Source organism: Chloracidobacterium sp. (assembly GCA_025057975.1).
Classification (GTDB): domain Bacteria; phylum Acidobacteriota; class Blastocatellia; order Chloracidobacteriales; family Chloracidobacteriaceae; genus Chloracidobacterium.
This window is the reverse complement of the sequence record JANWUV010000002.1, coordinates 261,915-276,886: the sequence shown is the minus strand read 5'-3', so window position 1 is coordinate 276,886 and position 14,972 is coordinate 261,915. Positions and strand designations below refer to the sequence as shown.

General features: G+C 61.2%; 13 protein-coding genes. 5 read left to right on the top strand and 8 right to left on the bottom strand.

The window, feature by feature from the left end; translation table 11 throughout:
* The 5 genes from NZ585_02895 to NZ585_02875 all read right to left on the bottom strand — a co-directional run bounded on the left by NZ585_02895 (position 1) and on the right by NZ585_02875 (position 4,879).
* Positions 1-753, bottom strand: coding sequence for a lysophospholipid acyltransferase family protein (locus NZ585_02895; protein ID MCS7078983.1), 753 nt, complete (start codon positions 751-753; stop codon positions 1-3).
* A complete protein-coding gene (gene hisD / locus NZ585_02890) occupies positions 750-2,144 on the bottom strand; it encodes a histidinol dehydrogenase (protein MCS7078982.1) in 1,395 nt (464 codons plus the stop codon). The genes NZ585_02895 and hisD overlap by 4 nt, the downstream gene beginning before the upstream one ends.
* Before the next feature lie 4 nt (positions 2,145-2,148).
* Positions 2,149-3,261, bottom strand: coding sequence for a twin-arginine translocase subunit TatC (gene tatC, locus NZ585_02885; GenBank protein ID MCS7078981.1), 1,113 nt, complete (start codon positions 3,259-3,261; stop codon positions 2,149-2,151).
* A 39-nt stretch (positions 3,262-3,300) separates the two neighbouring features.
* Positions 3,301-3,765: a twin-arginine translocase TatA/TatE family subunit gene (locus NZ585_02880; protein ID MCS7078980.1), complete on the bottom strand. Its 465-nt coding sequence runs from the start codon at positions 3,763-3,765 to the stop codon at positions 3,301-3,303.
* A 154-nt stretch (positions 3,766-3,919) separates the two neighbouring features.
* Complete coding sequence (locus tag NZ585_02875; GenBank protein MCS7078979.1) at positions 3,920-4,879, bottom strand: ROK family protein; 960 nt, start codon at positions 4,877-4,879, stop codon at positions 3,920-3,922.
* 434 nt (positions 4,880-5,313) lie between these two features.
* On the opposite strand from NZ585_02875, the gene NZ585_02870 reads away from it, so the two are divergent.
* The 3 genes from NZ585_02870 (at position 5,314) to NZ585_02860 (ending at position 8,598) form a co-directional block, all read left to right on the top strand.
* Positions 5,314-6,261, top strand: a complete 948-nt coding sequence (locus NZ585_02870; GenBank protein ID MCS7078978.1) for an NAD(P)/FAD-dependent oxidoreductase — start codon at positions 5,314-5,316, stop codon at positions 6,259-6,261.
* Between the two features lie 82 nt (positions 6,262-6,343).
* Positions 6,344-7,762: an alpha-amylase family glycosyl hydrolase gene (locus tag NZ585_02865; GenBank protein MCS7078977.1), complete on the top strand. Its 1,419-nt coding sequence runs from the start codon at positions 6,344-6,346 to the stop codon at positions 7,760-7,762.
* A 68-nt stretch (positions 7,763-7,830) separates the two neighbouring features.
* Complete coding sequence (locus NZ585_02860; GenBank protein MCS7078976.1) at positions 7,831-8,598, top strand: methyltransferase domain-containing protein; 768 nt, start codon at positions 7,831-7,833, stop codon at positions 8,596-8,598.
* A 141-nt stretch (positions 8,599-8,739) separates the two neighbouring features.
* Here the strand turns inward: NZ585_02860 and NZ585_02855 are convergent, their stop codons facing one another.
* The 3 genes from NZ585_02855 to rfbD all read right to left on the bottom strand — a co-directional run bounded on the left by NZ585_02855 (position 8,740) and on the right by rfbD (position 11,428).
* Positions 8,740-9,507 (bottom strand): SDR family oxidoreductase, encoded by a 768-nt coding sequence (locus NZ585_02855; protein ID MCS7078975.1) that lies wholly within the window; start codon positions 9,505-9,507, stop codon positions 8,740-8,742.
* A 98-nt stretch (positions 9,508-9,605) separates the two neighbouring features.
* Entirely contained in the window at positions 9,606-10,562 is a 957-nt protein-coding gene (locus NZ585_02850) for a P1 family peptidase (protein ID MCS7078974.1), read from the bottom strand.
* On the bottom strand, positions 10,544-11,428 hold the full coding sequence (gene rfbD, locus NZ585_02845) for a dTDP-4-dehydrorhamnose reductase (protein ID MCS7078973.1): 885 nt from the start codon (positions 11,426-11,428) through the stop codon (positions 10,544-10,546). Before rfbD ends, NZ585_02850 begins: the two co-directional genes overlap by 19 nt.
* A gap of 165 nt (positions 11,429-11,593) precedes the next feature.
* Between rfbD and NZ585_02840 the strand changes: the two genes are divergently transcribed.
* Positions 11,594-12,427 (top strand): ABC transporter ATP-binding protein, encoded by an 834-nt coding sequence (locus tag NZ585_02840; GenBank protein ID MCS7078972.1) that lies wholly within the window; start codon positions 11,594-11,596, stop codon positions 12,425-12,427.
* The gene (locus NZ585_02835; GenBank protein ID MCS7078971.1) at positions 12,424-14,958 is read left to right on the top strand and encodes a glycosyltransferase; all 2,535 of its coding nucleotides are present in this window, start codon (positions 12,424-12,426) and stop codon (positions 14,956-14,958) included. The genes NZ585_02840 and NZ585_02835 overlap by 4 nt, the downstream gene beginning before the upstream one ends.
* Positions 14,959-14,972 lie beyond the last annotated feature (14 nt).

Here is a 14,972-nt window from a genome sequence, read left to right as displayed (position 1 = left end):
TCACTTTGTCTCCGCTTCCGAGACAATCTTGGCGTTTAGACGTGCCGCCGCCGCAGTAGGCGGCGAGTCTAGCACGTCGGCGTCCGTCGCTGCGCCTTGTCGCCGGCGTCCCCTCTGCTGGGTTTCCCAATGGTTCAGTAGAGCGTCTAGTTCAGCTTGTAGTTGCGCGGTTGCTGCTGCGATGTCGGCGTCGGTTGCGCCGCGCCGCACCCAAATCGGCCGGCCATAAAACACCCGTCCGACGGTGAACGGCTTTGGGACGCGAAAGCGATCCCATGTCTTCAGCGTCCAGTACCGCTCAGTCACAATGCACACCGGCTGAATGGGCGCGCCGCTCAGACTGGCCAGCATCGCTGCGCCGTCTTTGGCGCGGTAGCGCGGCCCTTTCGGGCCGTCAATCGTAAAGGCCGCATCCGCGCCGCGCCGAATCGCCTTCACCATCGCCTTGAGCGCCCCAACGCTGCCGCGCGTTGCCGAACCCCGCGCCACACCAAAGCCGAATCGCCGAATGACTTCGGCGATGATGTCGCCGTCCCGACTCAGCGAGGTCATGACAACAATGCCCCGGCGCTGAAAAAACAGCGTCGCCGCCAGAATCTGGTTGTGCCAGAAGGTGTAAATGATTGGCGTCGTCGTCGGCAGATGGCCGTGCAATGGGTCGGGCAGATCGCGCAAGTTGGAGGCATCCAAGCGCACCGTCCAGCCAAGCACGCGTAGCACAAACGTCGCCAGCGTCGCCAGCCACCATGTCATGGCGTTTCGGTTGGGATAGTTTCCGGCGGCGGCTCAACCGCCAACAGGTTCTGCTTGCTTTCGGACAGCGGGTTTGTCTTCGGCGCGAGCGGCCCGCTATGACGTTCCATCCGCAGCCGAATCGAGCGCGCATGGCCGTCCAGCCCTTCGGCGTCGGCTAGACAGGCAATCATATCGGCCGTTTTGACCAGTCGCTCCATTGTGTAACGAATGACGTTTGTACGACGGACAAAATCATAAACGCCCAGTGGTGAGAAAAAGCGCGCCGTGCCGCCCGTCGGTAAAACGTGACTTGGCCCAGCGAAGTAGTCGCCGACCGCCTCCGCCGAAGCCGTTCCAATGAAAATCGCGCCGGCGAAGGTGATGTCTTCGGCGAGACGTTCTGGTTCGGCCGTCATGACTTCGACATGCTCCGGCGCAATTTGATTGACAAGCCGAACCGCTTCCGCCGGCGACGACACAAGGAAGATCGCACCGAAACGGTCAAGCGCCTGCGTCACCACATCGCGCCGGGACAGCGTCGCCGACTGGTAGGCAAGCTGTTCGGCCACTGCGCCTGCAAGGGCTTCACTGGTCGTAATGCAAATCGCGGCCGCCAGTTCGTCATGCTCGGCCTGCGCTAGCATGTCAGCGGCCACTAGTACCGGATCGGCCGTGTCGTCGGCGATGACGACGACTTCGCTAGGACCGGCGATGGCGTCCACATCCACGACACCGTACACCTGCCGCTTGGCTTCCGTGACATAGCGATTGCCGGGGCCGACGATCTTCGCCACACGCGGAATGCTTTCCGTCCCGTAGGCCAGCGCCGCAATCGCCTGCGCTCCACCGACGGTATAGACCTCCGCCACGCCCGCCTCGACCAGCGCCGCCGCCAGCACGGGCTGTGTCAAAAACGCCTTAGCCGGCGTCACGGCGACCAGCCGGGGGACGCCCGCCACCTGCGCCGGAATAGCCGTCATCAGCACCGTCGAAGGATAGGCCGCCTGTCCGCCGGGAACATACAGCCCGACAGCCTCCAGCGGTTGGACGCGGTGGGTGAGCCGCACGCCGTCCGGCTGTTCCATGACGCGCGTGTACTCGCGCTGGAGTTCGTGGAAACGCCGAATGTTGCTGGCGGCCGTCCCCAGGGCGGCGCGAACCTCGTCCGGTACCTGCGCGGCCAGTTTTTCTAGCAAGGGCGGCTCAACCCGCACGTTCTGTGCGGAAAGCGATACGCCGTCGAACTGCTCCGTCAGAGCAAACAGCCCACGGTCGCCGTTGTCGCGGACCAGACGAATGATGTCGGCAACGGTACGGACAAAGTCCGGGTCGGCGACCGTTGCGTGGCGTTCGAGGATACGGTTTAGACGCGCCTGACCGGTGGCGTCATCCAGACGATAAATGTGCATATCATTACCCTACAGAACGAAGCTCCCCGGCAGCGTCCGTCGCCGCAACTTCTTCATCCGACTCGCGTCGCCGTCCGAAGACGTAGGCGATGCCGACGCTCAAAAAGTACAACGCCAGCATTGGTACGGCGAAAATCAACAGGTTGGGAATGTCGGCGGTGGGAGAAATCACGGCGGCTAAAACCAGAATGACCATCACGGCTAGCCGCCAGATGCGCAACAGGAAACCGGCCGTCACCAACCCCAACCGCGCCAGTGCAAAAACAATGGTCGGCAGTTCAAAGACCAGCCCTAGCCCTAGTATGATGGTAATGATGAGATCGAAGTATTCGTTGACCTCAATCATCGGCTGAAAATCCTTCGCCGTGCTGAGCAAGAACAGGCAAGCCTGTGGGAAGGCGACGTAGTAGCCAAAAGCTGCGCCCACCAGGAAAAAGGCCGTTCCGAGGATGAGCACCGGGTAAATGTATGCGCGCTCGTGCCGATAAAGACCCGGTGCGACGAAGGCGTATAGCTGATAGAGCGCAAACGGAACAGAAAAGAAAATCGCCGCATAGAAAGCGACTTTGATGTAGAGGCTGAATGCCCCTTGGACGGTATGCACCACCAGCTGCCCCAGCGGGTCTGGGGCGGCGGCGAAGAGTTCATCTGCTGGTAATGGAAAGCCTTCCGGCACTACCCGCTGGTTGACGACGATAGTCTGGGCAGTTTCTAGTCGGCGCTTGCCCTGCGCGTTGCGTGTAATGCGCGCCGGGACGGTCGTTCCGGCGGGAATAGTCACGCCGTCAATGGCGACGCCCGCACCGAAGACGTACGCCACCTGCGCGCCGTCGGGCAGTTCCGCCAGACTAAGCAGCGGGGCGTTGCTTCTGATTTGCGCCAGCCGGGAAGCCCGTAGCGCATCGGCGACCGGCTTGGCCAAAAAACCATAAATGACGTCGGCGAAACCCCAGCACACGATAAAGGCGACGCCGACAAAGGCGACCACGTAGAATACACGCCGCCGTAGTTCATCCAGATGGTCAAGAAAGCCCATAGTTCCGGCTTCTTCGAGTTCATCCGGCGGTGCGGCAAGGGGAGCGTCCGGCTTGTCGGTCAGGAGGGGTTTCTCAGCCATTGTGCATACACCAAACACAGCGGTCGGGATGTTCGTACTTCAGCCCTCATAGCCGACGGTCTCAACGGAGGACGCCACAGGACGTTTTGTTTGGAGGGCGGACACCATTGCGGCGTCAGGTGACGGCGAACTGTTCGGCGGGGATGAAGGCCGCGGAGCGTCCGGCGCCATGAATCCACCTAGCGCGTCCGGTGCAGCGTCCGTCGCCTGCGGTCGCCAAGGCGTTCGGGGGAGAGTCCCTTCCGGGGTCGGCAATTCCGCTTCCACCGGCTTAGTTGGCGTCAGCTCAAGATCAACAGCGGCTGAGGACAGGGTTTTGGCAAGGCGCGCGCGTTCACTTTCGACTTCGGCCTCCCACGTTTGTTTGAACTCGTCCGCCGCCCGGCGTAACTGAGCCATGATTTCACCTAGACGGCGACCGATGTCAGGAAGTTGGCGGGGGCCGAAAATAAAGAAGCCAACAAGAAAGATGAAAATGAGTTCCGGCGTACCGATCCCAAACATGGCGTCCGTTTTTGCTCCGCGTCCGCGCTGTCGCGCGTTCCCATACTTTATCGGAGACAGCCGCCGAACGCACCTGTCGTCAGGCGGCGCGTTCCATGGGTGGATGAGTGGCGGCGTGGGCTGGTGGTTTGGTGGGCGGCGGCGCGCTGCATGCTTACTGAGCCGCTGCGCCACCGGTTGGACGGCTGGCTTGGCGGGCGACCTGCGCCGCGCCAATTGCTACGCCGACCGTCGCTGGCAGGATGCGGCAAACGGCGAAGGCGGACGGTACCGTGCGTCGTTCGACTTCTTCGCGCACCGGATCGAGTAGGACATTGCCAGCTGCGACCAGTTCACCGCCGATGACCAGCAACTCCGGGTTGAGTAGGTTGATAAGACGCGCCGCCGCGACGCCGAGGTGGACGCCGGCGCGAGCGATAATGACCTGCGCCAGTTCATCGCCAAGGCGCGCCATGTTGAGCAGGTCGTCCAGGCCAATCTCACGGTTGCGGGGAATACCCCGTCGGGACAGCGACGAGGTGCGGTCACGGTACATCCGGTCTTGTGCGCGCCGGATGAGACCGTCGCCGCCGATGCGCTCTTGAAGCGTGATGTCGCCGTCCACATCTATGGCGTCGTAGCCGATCATACCGGCGATGCCGGTAGCGCCACGCCAGAGTTGGCCGTTGTGCGTCATAGCGGCTGAGACTTCGTAGCCCGCCTCGATATAAACCACTGTTTGGCAGCCGCGCGCCACGCCACACATCTGCTCGCCGACCAAGGCGGCGACGGCGCGCGACACCAAGTGGGCGCTTCCTAGCGAACCGCAGGGGCGCAGTTCATCCAGCGTGACGGCCGACCAAAGCGTACGTGACTCGCACCGACCCGTCGCCTGATTGAGGCTGCCCGGCAGCGCGACGCCGACGCCGCCAAACAGTTCAGCGTTGGACTCCGTGGCCAGCAGTTCGGCGATGAGGGCGCGAACAGCGGCGACGGCCTCCGTTGGAGCGTGACCTGTCAACGCCCGCTGACGTTGTGTGATGACTTCCCCGCTGGCTTCGCAGACAACGCCGCGCAGGAGGGTCGCTGCGCACTCAATGCCAATAAACAAACGTTCATCCGGCGCGCTTGACATCAACGCCGCCTCCTTTCTCGCCGGCTCTCAGAGCGCTCGCGCCAATGCACGCGGCGTTCAGCATACCAACTGGCTGGTTTGGACGCCAACTTAGGTTGAAGCCAACCGTTTCGCTGTCCTGTCCTCTAAGCGAGCGGCGGAAAGATCGCAGCGTGGTAGTGTCAGTCGGCGACTAACAAAAAGCTGACCGAAAAAGCAACGACGACCATTTACGTATGGGGTCTGGAAACGTAAGCCAACCACCACTGGGAAACGATCACTTGTTCGAACAATGTTGAGGGGGATTGATGTACCCTACGGGATTTAGGATGATGTTTTAGGTGATCTATCCTACGCCTACTGTGTAGCGCCGCAGAGAAGGGCGTTTGTAAAGGCGCAGGAATCCCCTAGAAGCGGCGGCGGTTTTTGGGCGTCATAGGCAGCGACAAGCGTATATGACCACTAGCGACGACCAACTCGACCTTTTGATTGTCGGCGGCGGCCCTGCCGGCATTGCCGCAGCCTTGTGGGGAAAGCGATTGGGTTTGAACCCCCTGCTGCTTGAAGCCGCGCCGCAGCTGGGTGGACAACTACTCCGTAGCTACAACCGCTTTGTGGATTGTCCCGGCTTTTACGGCCTCGTCGGAGCTGACATCGCCGAGCGGCTGACGATCCACCTCATACGCGAAGGCGTTCACTTTGAAACCAACTCGCCCGTGACGCAGATTAACTGCGCCGCCAAAACCGTAACTATACGCGGTGAAACCAAGCTTTCCGGCCGTGCGCTTATCTTGGCGCTGGGCGTCCGTAAGCGGACGCTTGGCGTCCCCGGCGAGCAGGCGTTTGCCGGACGCGGCGTGAGCACTTCCGCCACCCGCGACAAGGAGAAGTATGTCGGGCGAGACGTTGTCATTGTCGGCGGCGGCGACGGCGCTTTTGAGGAGGCGTTGATGCTGGATGAAGCGGGGGCGCGTGTCACGCTAATCCACCGTTCGGCGACTTTTCGTGCGCGACCGCTCTATCGTGACCGCGTGTTGGGTCATCCGCGCATCCGTGTCATGACGCATGCCCGTTTGACGGCGATTGAAGGCGCAGCTCAAGTCGAGCGCGTTAGGATCGAACGCTTCCCCCCTGGCGAACAGCCGTACCAAATCACGCTGCCTGCAGCCGGCGTTTTTCTTGCGCTGGGCGTCACGGCCGGGACGGAACTGGTCGCCGGGCAGGTGGCATGTGATGCGGATGGGTACATTATCACCGACCGCCACGGCGCAACCTCTTGTCCCGGCGTCTGGGCCTGCGGCGATACGACCCGCCCACTGCTTTCAAGCCTATCTACGGCGTTCGGCGGCGGCGCCACCGTCGCCAAAGCGGCCTTTGATTGGCTAATGGCGCAAAAACAGTAGTCAACCCAAGAAGGCTTTGTTTATCGTAGCGCCGATTCCCTCCAAGTGTGCCCAATTTCGTTGCCTGCCGGGGCGACGGCTGATGCTGCTGTATGAAATCAACGCCCGACTTAATGGGCGACGCTTTGCTGAAATCACCGACGCCCAGCTCAGCGACTATGCCGCGCTCGGTTTTGATGCGCTGTGGCTGATGGGTGTCTGGGCGATTGGCCCGGAGGGCGTGGTAATGTCGAAGCGTTACGCGCCGGATTTTGTCGGTTCGCCCTACGCGATTAGCGATTACCAATTCAACCCGGAGCTTGGCGACGAAGCGGATTTCACCGCCTTGCGCGCGCGCGCCCACCGGCACGGCTTGCGGCTCATCCTCGACTTTATTCCCAATCACTTTGCCCGCGACACGCCGCTCATCCTGACGCACCCGGAATACTTCATGCACAGCAACCCGGAGTGGCGCGATGAGTACGATGAGGATTACTACTGGCATCCTTCGGGACGGCGGCTGGCGCACGGCAAGGACCCACACTTTGCCGGGTGGAACGACACCGTACAGCTTGATTACACGGTCGCCGGAACGCGCGCCTATATGCGTGACACGCTTGTACGGCTGGCGACGCTGTGCGACGGCGTCCGGTGCGATATGGCGATGTTGGTGCTGCGCGAGCAAATTCGCCGCCAGTGGTATCCACGCCTGCCACGCGAGCTTTTTGACCGCGTCATGCCGGGCGAATTCTGGGACGATGCGATTGCGGCCGCCAAGCGCGTCAATCCTGATTTTGTTCTCATCGCCGAGGCGTACTGGGACACCGAGATGTATCTACTTTCGCTAGGTTTTGATTACGCCTACGACAAGCGGCTGCTTGATTGTCTAACGGCGTCTGACGCGCCCTATGCCGTCGCCGAACGACTTCGTTTGGTATCGGAGCTGTTTCTCGAACGTACGGTGCACTTCGTCGAAAACCATGACGAAGAACGCGCGGCTGCACGTCTGTCGCCGCTTGCCAACCGACGGGCAGCTGCGCTGGTGTGCTTGCTGCCGGGCGTCCCGCTGATTCATCAAGGGCAAATGGAAGGCGTGACGGAAAAAATCCCTGTCCAGCGTGTTCGCCCGCTCAGGCGGCATGAGCCGGATCGGGAGCTTCAAGCGTACTTTGCGGACTTGCTGCGCGTTGCGCGTCGCCCGATCTTCCGAGAGGGCAGCTACAGCCGCGCCGAGTCGAACATCCCGCATGTTGTGAGCTTCTGGCGCGCTTACGGAACGGATATCGAACTGGTGTTGATTCCGATTGGCGCAGGGCCAGTGAGCCTCCCGGTCACACCCTACTTGACATTGCCGCCGCCAGCCTACCGTGTCGATCACCGTTCCGCACGGTTGCCGGGGATGCCGGAACGACCGCTGACCGTGGCGGTGTACGACGATTGCTGGCGGCTTGACCCAGAGGCACTGGCGGCGGGTTTTGAGCAACACCCGTTCCTGCGGGTTGTATTTGACGCGCAGACGTGACGACCGTGGACGCACGATTGACGACCCTACTGCCGCGGCTTCGTTGTTCGGTTTGCACAAGCGACGGCATGACCTTCCAAGGCCAAGGTCGCACAGGGACGTTCACCTGCCGTCAGTGCGGCGCGGCGTTTCCGCTCCGGGATGGGATCGCCGATTTTCTGCCGAACGGCCCGCCAGCGCTGACCTTTGCGCAGTTGACTGGTCAGTGGCAAACGACAGCTTTCGTGTACGAGCGTCTGTGGCGGACGCGCGCCCTGTCGCTATTGTCAGGTGAAGCTTTCCCGCCGGCGCGTGAAATCGGTTTGCTGTTAGACGCGCTCGAACCGACGTTCACCGAAGACGGTCTCTGGCTTGACGCGGCGTGCTCAACGGGGTACTACGGACGCCCTATCGCCAAGCGTCTCATCGAACTTGGACGGACGGCATCGCTGGTGGTCGGTATTGACCTCTCGCTGCGTATGCTCGAAGAAGCGCGCGCTTACGCCGTCCGAGAAGGCGTTGTAGAGGCTATGCTCTGGCTGCGCGCCGACATGGAAGCCGTACCACTGGGCGACGCCTCCGTTGCCGGTATTGCTTGCGGCGGTTCGCTTAACGAGTACCGCCATCCGCGCACAGTGCTGATGGAAGGGCGGCGCGTTCTGCGCCCCGGTGTCGGGCGCTACTTCGTCATGAACCAACTTGATCCGTCGCCGGTTGTCCGTGCGGCATTGTCGGCGTTAGGCGGGTTGACGTTTTTCACGCGCCAATCACTTGATGAGACATTCACGGCGGCCGGCTTGCGCAAGCTGACGGCGCAGGATTACGGGAAACTCGCCTTTACGGTACTCACCGTGTAAGGTGTTTCGTGGGGATAAGGGCGTCAGGTTTTGCGGCATGAAGCGCCGCCGCATGCCAAACGCAGGCTGTGACGTTGCTCGAAAAGCCGTTGCGTTGGCATGCGTTTGGCGTTAGAACGATCGCCAACCCGCTTCCCGGCATCAAGCCGTCGCCGCCTGTGCTTGAGCGACTACGACATCTTCTGGGATCGAGGCAAAAAACGCCTTCCAGTCGCTGACCGGCGCGGTGTCGTCCGAAACAATCTCAAGTGTCTTACCGAAGGCTGTTTCCGTCCAGAGCGCCTGCACGCAGACTTCAGCAACATCGGCGCGCGAAATCGAGCCGCTGGACAGCGCATCCGCCGGTGCAACCTTGATGCCCTTCTGAAACGGCGGCTGGTTAGTGAGGCCGCCCGGCCGCACAATCGTGTACCGCAGGCCCGACGCACGAACGGCCTTTTCGGCTTTGTCCTTCATTCTGAGGATGTCGCCGAAGGGTTTCATCATCAGGCTGAACGGATTTAGCGGTTGATTGATAAGCATTGAGGTGACAATCACAATCTGCTCCGCGCCGACACGCTTCATCGCGTTGAGAACGTTGACCGTCCCCCGGTTGTCCACGGCGTCCGCCCCGTCAGCGCCGAAGCCGAAAAAGCCAGCGATGCCCTTGCCCGTATTCGCAAAGCCAATCCGCGTCCCAACGCAGTTGACAACGGCGCGCACGCCCGTAAGAGCCTTCTCAAGGCTCGCCGGGTCGCGTACGTCGGCAACCGCCGTTTCAACGTTTTGTCCGGCGAAATCCGCCAGCTTGGCCTCCGAGCGCGCGACGGCGCGTGTCGCTACGCCATAGTGCAGCAAGCGCTTGACCACTTCCCGTCCCGTCCCACCGTTCGCGCCCAGAACGGCGACCACTCCATCGTACATCGGCATACATCCGCTCCTTACAAAAACCGGCATCGGGGGGAGACGCGGATTATTTCGGCCGGTTGAAACCGGCTACAACGCCTTATGCCGGAAATGTCGCTGCCTTATGCCGGAAATGTCGCTGCCGTCACGCCCCGGACAACAGCTTCCGCCACAACTTCGGCCGCCAGCGTCCCCAGACAGCCCACGTCGGTGGCGGCAGCCGCTACCGATGCGTCCGCGACGGAGACGGCAAACAGTGTGTCGCCGTCAAACGGCGTGTGGACGGGTGAAATTGTCCGCGCCAAACCGTCGTGCGCCATCTGCGCGATTTTGGTCAGTTCCGGCTTGGTCAGTGGGACGTTGACGGCGACGACGCCGATGGTCGTATTGCTCGCCGGCGGAAGCGGTGCAAAGCGCGTCAGGTCGCCGGCGCGAATCAGCGCCGTCAGATCGGCGAAACTTCCATCTTCCCGCCGTGCGCCTGCGACGATCTGCTGCGTACGCGGATGTCGAACATCGCCGACGGCGTTGACGGCGACCAGCGCCGCGACGCCGACGCCGCGCGGCAATCGCAGCGCAAAGCTCCCGACGCCGCCGCGCGACGCGCGCGCCATCCCCAACAGCTTACCGACGGTCGCGCCGGCTCCAACGCCGACCGCGCCTTCCGCTACGGGCGCATCCGTCGCGGCAAGGCACGCTTGATAACCGGCGTCGGCGTCGGGATAAACCGTCGGGTCGCCGGTGTGGAGGTCGAACAAAATCGCCGCCGGAACAATCGGGACGCGCGCCACGCCGGCATCAAAGCCGATCCCGCGCTCGCGCAGGTAACGCACGACGCCCGTAGCAGCGTCAAGGCCGAACGCGCTGCCGCCGGCCAGCACGATCGCATGAACCTGCGCGACGAGGTTGAGCGGGGCGAGCGCGTCGGTTTCGCGCGTACCGGGGGCGCCGCCCCGTACGTCCACGCCCGCAACGGCCGGTTGGTCGAAGATCACCACCGTACAGCCGGTCGGCCGCCGATGTTCGGTGAAGTGTCCGACGCGCAGGCCGGCGATGGCGGTCAAGGTTTGGTTTTCCATCCGTTGAGGCTCTCAACAAGGGCTTCACGCCAGTCGCGCAGCGTCGGCAGACCCAGCGCCGCATCGGCCGAGTGCGCCAGAACGCACGACATTGGGCGTTTCGCCGGGCGACGGAGTTCGGCTTCCGTTACGCCGACGAGTTCGGCTTGGGCGCGCGGGCCGAGCCGGTCGCGCGCCAGCGCGGCGAAATCGTACCAACTGCATGGTTCGCCGGCGCTGACCGCGTGAAACAGCCCGCCTACGCGGGCGTCCGCCAAACACCTCAGGTAAACCGCAACGTCGGCGGCGTAGCTGGGCAGAATCCGATTGTCGGTGATGCCTTTGACGACGCCCGGTCGCGTCAGCAGGTCGCCGATGACGCTGGCGAAGTTTTTGCCGCCGCGCCCAAACAGGCCGGCGACGCGCACCACGGCGAACGCCGGGGAGACTTCCTGTACGGCGCGTTCGCCGGCCAGTTTGGATTCCCCGTAAACCGAGATAGGGTTGGGCGCGTCCGTGGTTTGGTAGGGCGTGGTTTTTGTCCCGTCAAAAACATAATCCGTACTGATGTGGATGAAGTAGGCTCCAACCAGTTGAGCGGCCTGCGCCAAGTGACGCGGGCCGTCGGCGTTGTGGCGAAACGCGCTGGCGCGGTCGGTTTCACAGGCGTCCACGTTGGTCATGGCGGCACAGTTAATGACAACCGCCGGACGATAATGCTTCAGACAGTCGGCGACGGCGTCGGCATCGCTGATATCAAGCTCATTTCGCGTCAGACCGATGATGTGGTAACTCGGACGACAGGCTTCTAAAACGCACCCGCCGAGAAGACCGGCTGCGCCAGTGACGAGCAGGGTCGGCAGGGATGGCTGGTGAGATTGAACCATGTGAAAAAACGGCGGCGGGCTTGGGACAGCAAAAGCGAAACGCCATCGTAGGTCGGTTCGGCGGCTCCGGTCAACCTCGAGTGTTTCTTTTTCGGGAGCGCAGGAAAACGTCGGGCCCTTCGTGTCGACAGGCAGCGGCATGCTGTGAAGCTGTCACGGCGCTGCTTGACACTCTGTTCAGGGCGGCGGCATCATCGGCGGCTTGACGCCTGGGAGGTGCCAGTGACGGTCGCCATTCACGTCGAACAGCTCAGCAAGACGTTTAAGCGCTACCAACCGCGCCGGTACAGAACTCTCAAAGAGTCGCTCATCAACGGTGAGATGTTTGAGCGGCGGCTTTCGGAACGAGTGGAGGCGGTCAAGGATGTCTCCTTTTCGGTCGCCGCCGGTGAAACCTTCGGCGTCATTGGACGCAACGGCGCCGGAAAAAGCACCCTTCTCAAGTTGTTGTGCGGTATTCTCAAGCCGACCAGCGGCTGCATCGCCATCAACGGTCGGATCGCCGCCCTGTTGAGTTTAGGGGTTGGCTTTCACGAGCAAATGTCCGGGCGCGACAATGTCTTCCTCAACGGTCTGGTTCTGGGACTTTCACCACGTGAGATTCGCGCCCGCTTTGACGACATTGTGACCTTTGCCGAACTTGAAGAGTTTATTGACGCGCCCGTGTGGACGTACTCAACCGGGATGCGCATGCGCTTGGCGTTTTCCGTTGCGGTCAATGTTGATCCTGACATCCTCATTATTGATGAAGTGCTGGCGGTCGGTGATATTGCCTTTGCGGAGAAGTGTTTGAGGCGGATGCGCGAGTTTCAGGCGAAAGGCAAGACGTTGCTACTTGTCACCCATGACATTCCCACAATGACCGAATGGTGCCAACGTGCGCTCTGGCTTGACCACGGGCGTGTGCGTGCGCTGGGCGACCCTGCCGATGTAGCCCAAGCTTATCTGAGTGCGCTTTCCGAAGTTGTTCCCGTTGCAGCCGTGAACGCCGTCGCATGAAGTCAATCGTCTTTTGCACCATAGCGGCGAAAAACTATTTTGCCTGCGTCCGGACACTAGCTGACTCGATTCGTGAACACCACCCACAGGCGGATATCGCCGCTCTTGTCGTTGACCGCGACGAACTACCGCCCCTTGCCGTGGATGCGACGGCGCTCCAGCTCGATGGTCCGCTGGATTTTTTACCAGAAGGACGCTTTCGCTCGATGGCGTTCAAGTATGACGTGACCGAGTTGTGCACCGCTGTCAAGCCGTTTTATCTCACTCATTTGTTCGCGCAAGGCTACCGAAAGGTCATTTACCTCGATCCTGACATCCTTGTTCTGCGTCCGCTGGATGTCGTTCTTGACGCCCTCGATCAGGCCAACATCGCGCTGACGCCGCATTTGATTGAACCATTGCCGTTAGATGACAAGATTCCAACGGAAGTCAACATTCTGCAAGCGGGGGCCTATAACTTAGGCTTCATTGGTCTGACGGCCGGCGCAGAAACCGCACGCATGCTGGCTTGGTGGTCACAGCGGCTTGAAGACTTTTGCTTCAACGAGGTCAGCAAGGGGCTTTTCGTCGATCAGAAATGGATTGATCTCGTACCGGGACTTTTTGAGGGCGTGCGTGTGCTACGACATCCGGGACTGAACGTCGCCTACTGGAATCTGCGCGAACGGGACATCACTGAAAAAAACGGTGAATTTTTTGCCAAGGGTGAGCCGATTCTGTTTTTTCACTTTAGTGGCTACGACACCGCCCAGCCGAACATTATTTCGCGTCATCTGTCGCGCTACATGTTGAATGACTATCCGGTGGTTGCTCCGATTTTCGACCGCTATACAAAGCTGCTGGCAGCGAATGGACACGCGCGCTACCGGAAAATCCCGTATGGCTTTGCCGCCTTCGACAACGGCTTTCCCATCGAACCCGCCGTGCGGCGGCGATACGCCGATGCGTTGCGGCAGGGGCGGCGGTTTGGCAATCCCTTCGCTGTTGGGGGGCGGCAGTCGTTTTTTCAGGAAGTCACCGGTGTTGAACCAGTAGAACTGCCGATGGGCGTCAACGTCGCTGGATACTTCCGCGCCGAGTTAGGGATTGGGGAAGCCGCACGTGGATATGTCCGCGTCATACAGAAGCTCGGCTACGCAACAAGCCTGTATGACTTTTCTGAGACGGCGCCAAGCCGCAAGCTTGATGCGACGTTCAGCGAGTTTTCACACGAAAATCCGTTCGGGATCAATCTGGTGTGCGTCAACGCCGACCAAGTGGAGATTTTCGCCAGATGTGTGACGGAGGATTTCTTCCGGGATCGCTACAATATCGGGCTATGGGCGTGGGAGTTGCCGGATTTCCCGTCCGAATGGTCAGCCTGCGCGCAGCGCTTTGACGAAATCTGGGTCGCTAGCAACTTCATTCGCGCCAGCTTGGAGAAGACCATCGCTACGCCGGTTTACACCATCCCACATGTCGTTGAAATCGGTTCGGTCAAGCCGCTCAGCAAAGCCCACTTTGGTTTGAAGGAAAGTGAGTTTTGCTTCCTCTTCTCATTTGATTTTAACAGCACCTTTGAGCGGAAAAACCCGCTAGCTGCTGTTGTGGCCTTTAGGCGCGCCTTCCGGCCAGAAGAGCCGGTGTGTTTAGTGCTCAAATGCATCAATGAGCAGCTTGCGCCGGATGATTTCGCTCAGCTCAAGGCAGCCGTACAGGGCGCCAACATCCGGATTTTCAACGGCTACCTCTCGCGCGAAGAAAAGCATGCGCTGACACAGGCCTGCGACGCTTATGTGTCGCTCCACCGTTCGGAAGGCTTTGGATTGACGATCGCTGAAGCCATGTACTTTGGGAAACCCGTCATCGCCACCGGCTGGTCGGGCAACATGGATTTTATGACGCCAGCCAACAGCTATCTGGTGGACGTAACGCCGACAGTGATTCGTGAGACCGTCCATGTCTATCGCGCCGGGAACGTGTGGGCCGAGCCGAATGTGGAGCACGCCGCGCGCTTGATGCGCGAGGTGTACGACCACCCAGAGGCGGCGCGCCGGCGGGGGGAACAGGCGGCGCGCGACATGCGCGAGTATCATTCCATCGCAGCCATCGGACGGGTGGTTGAGGCGCGGCTGCGCGCCATTGAGCAACAGCGGCGGGCGCGCGCCGTCCAGCGCGCTTTGGCCGCCAAGCAGACACCGGTTTCGCCGTCGCCGGCCGCCTCGGAAGCGTCCGCGCCGGTCGCGCCGACGGCTTCGCAGAATGGTTATCATCCCCAAAGTTGGCGACTGGCGTTGCGTTCAAATCCTGAACTCGCGCGCCAGTCGCCGCCGTTGCCCGGCGAGGCTTACATGAATGATTCGCGCGTTGGCGCGCTTGGGCGAATTTCCAAACGGTTTTTGGCGCGGCTGTTCCGGTTCTACATCTTTCATCAGAACAACCTAAACCAGCACCTTCAGGGGCGTGTGGCGGAGCTGACCGAAGACGTACACCGTTTGAATGAGGCGCTGGCGGAACTGCGCGCGTATCTACTTCCCGGTCAGAAACATTGAAACGCCCTGCACAG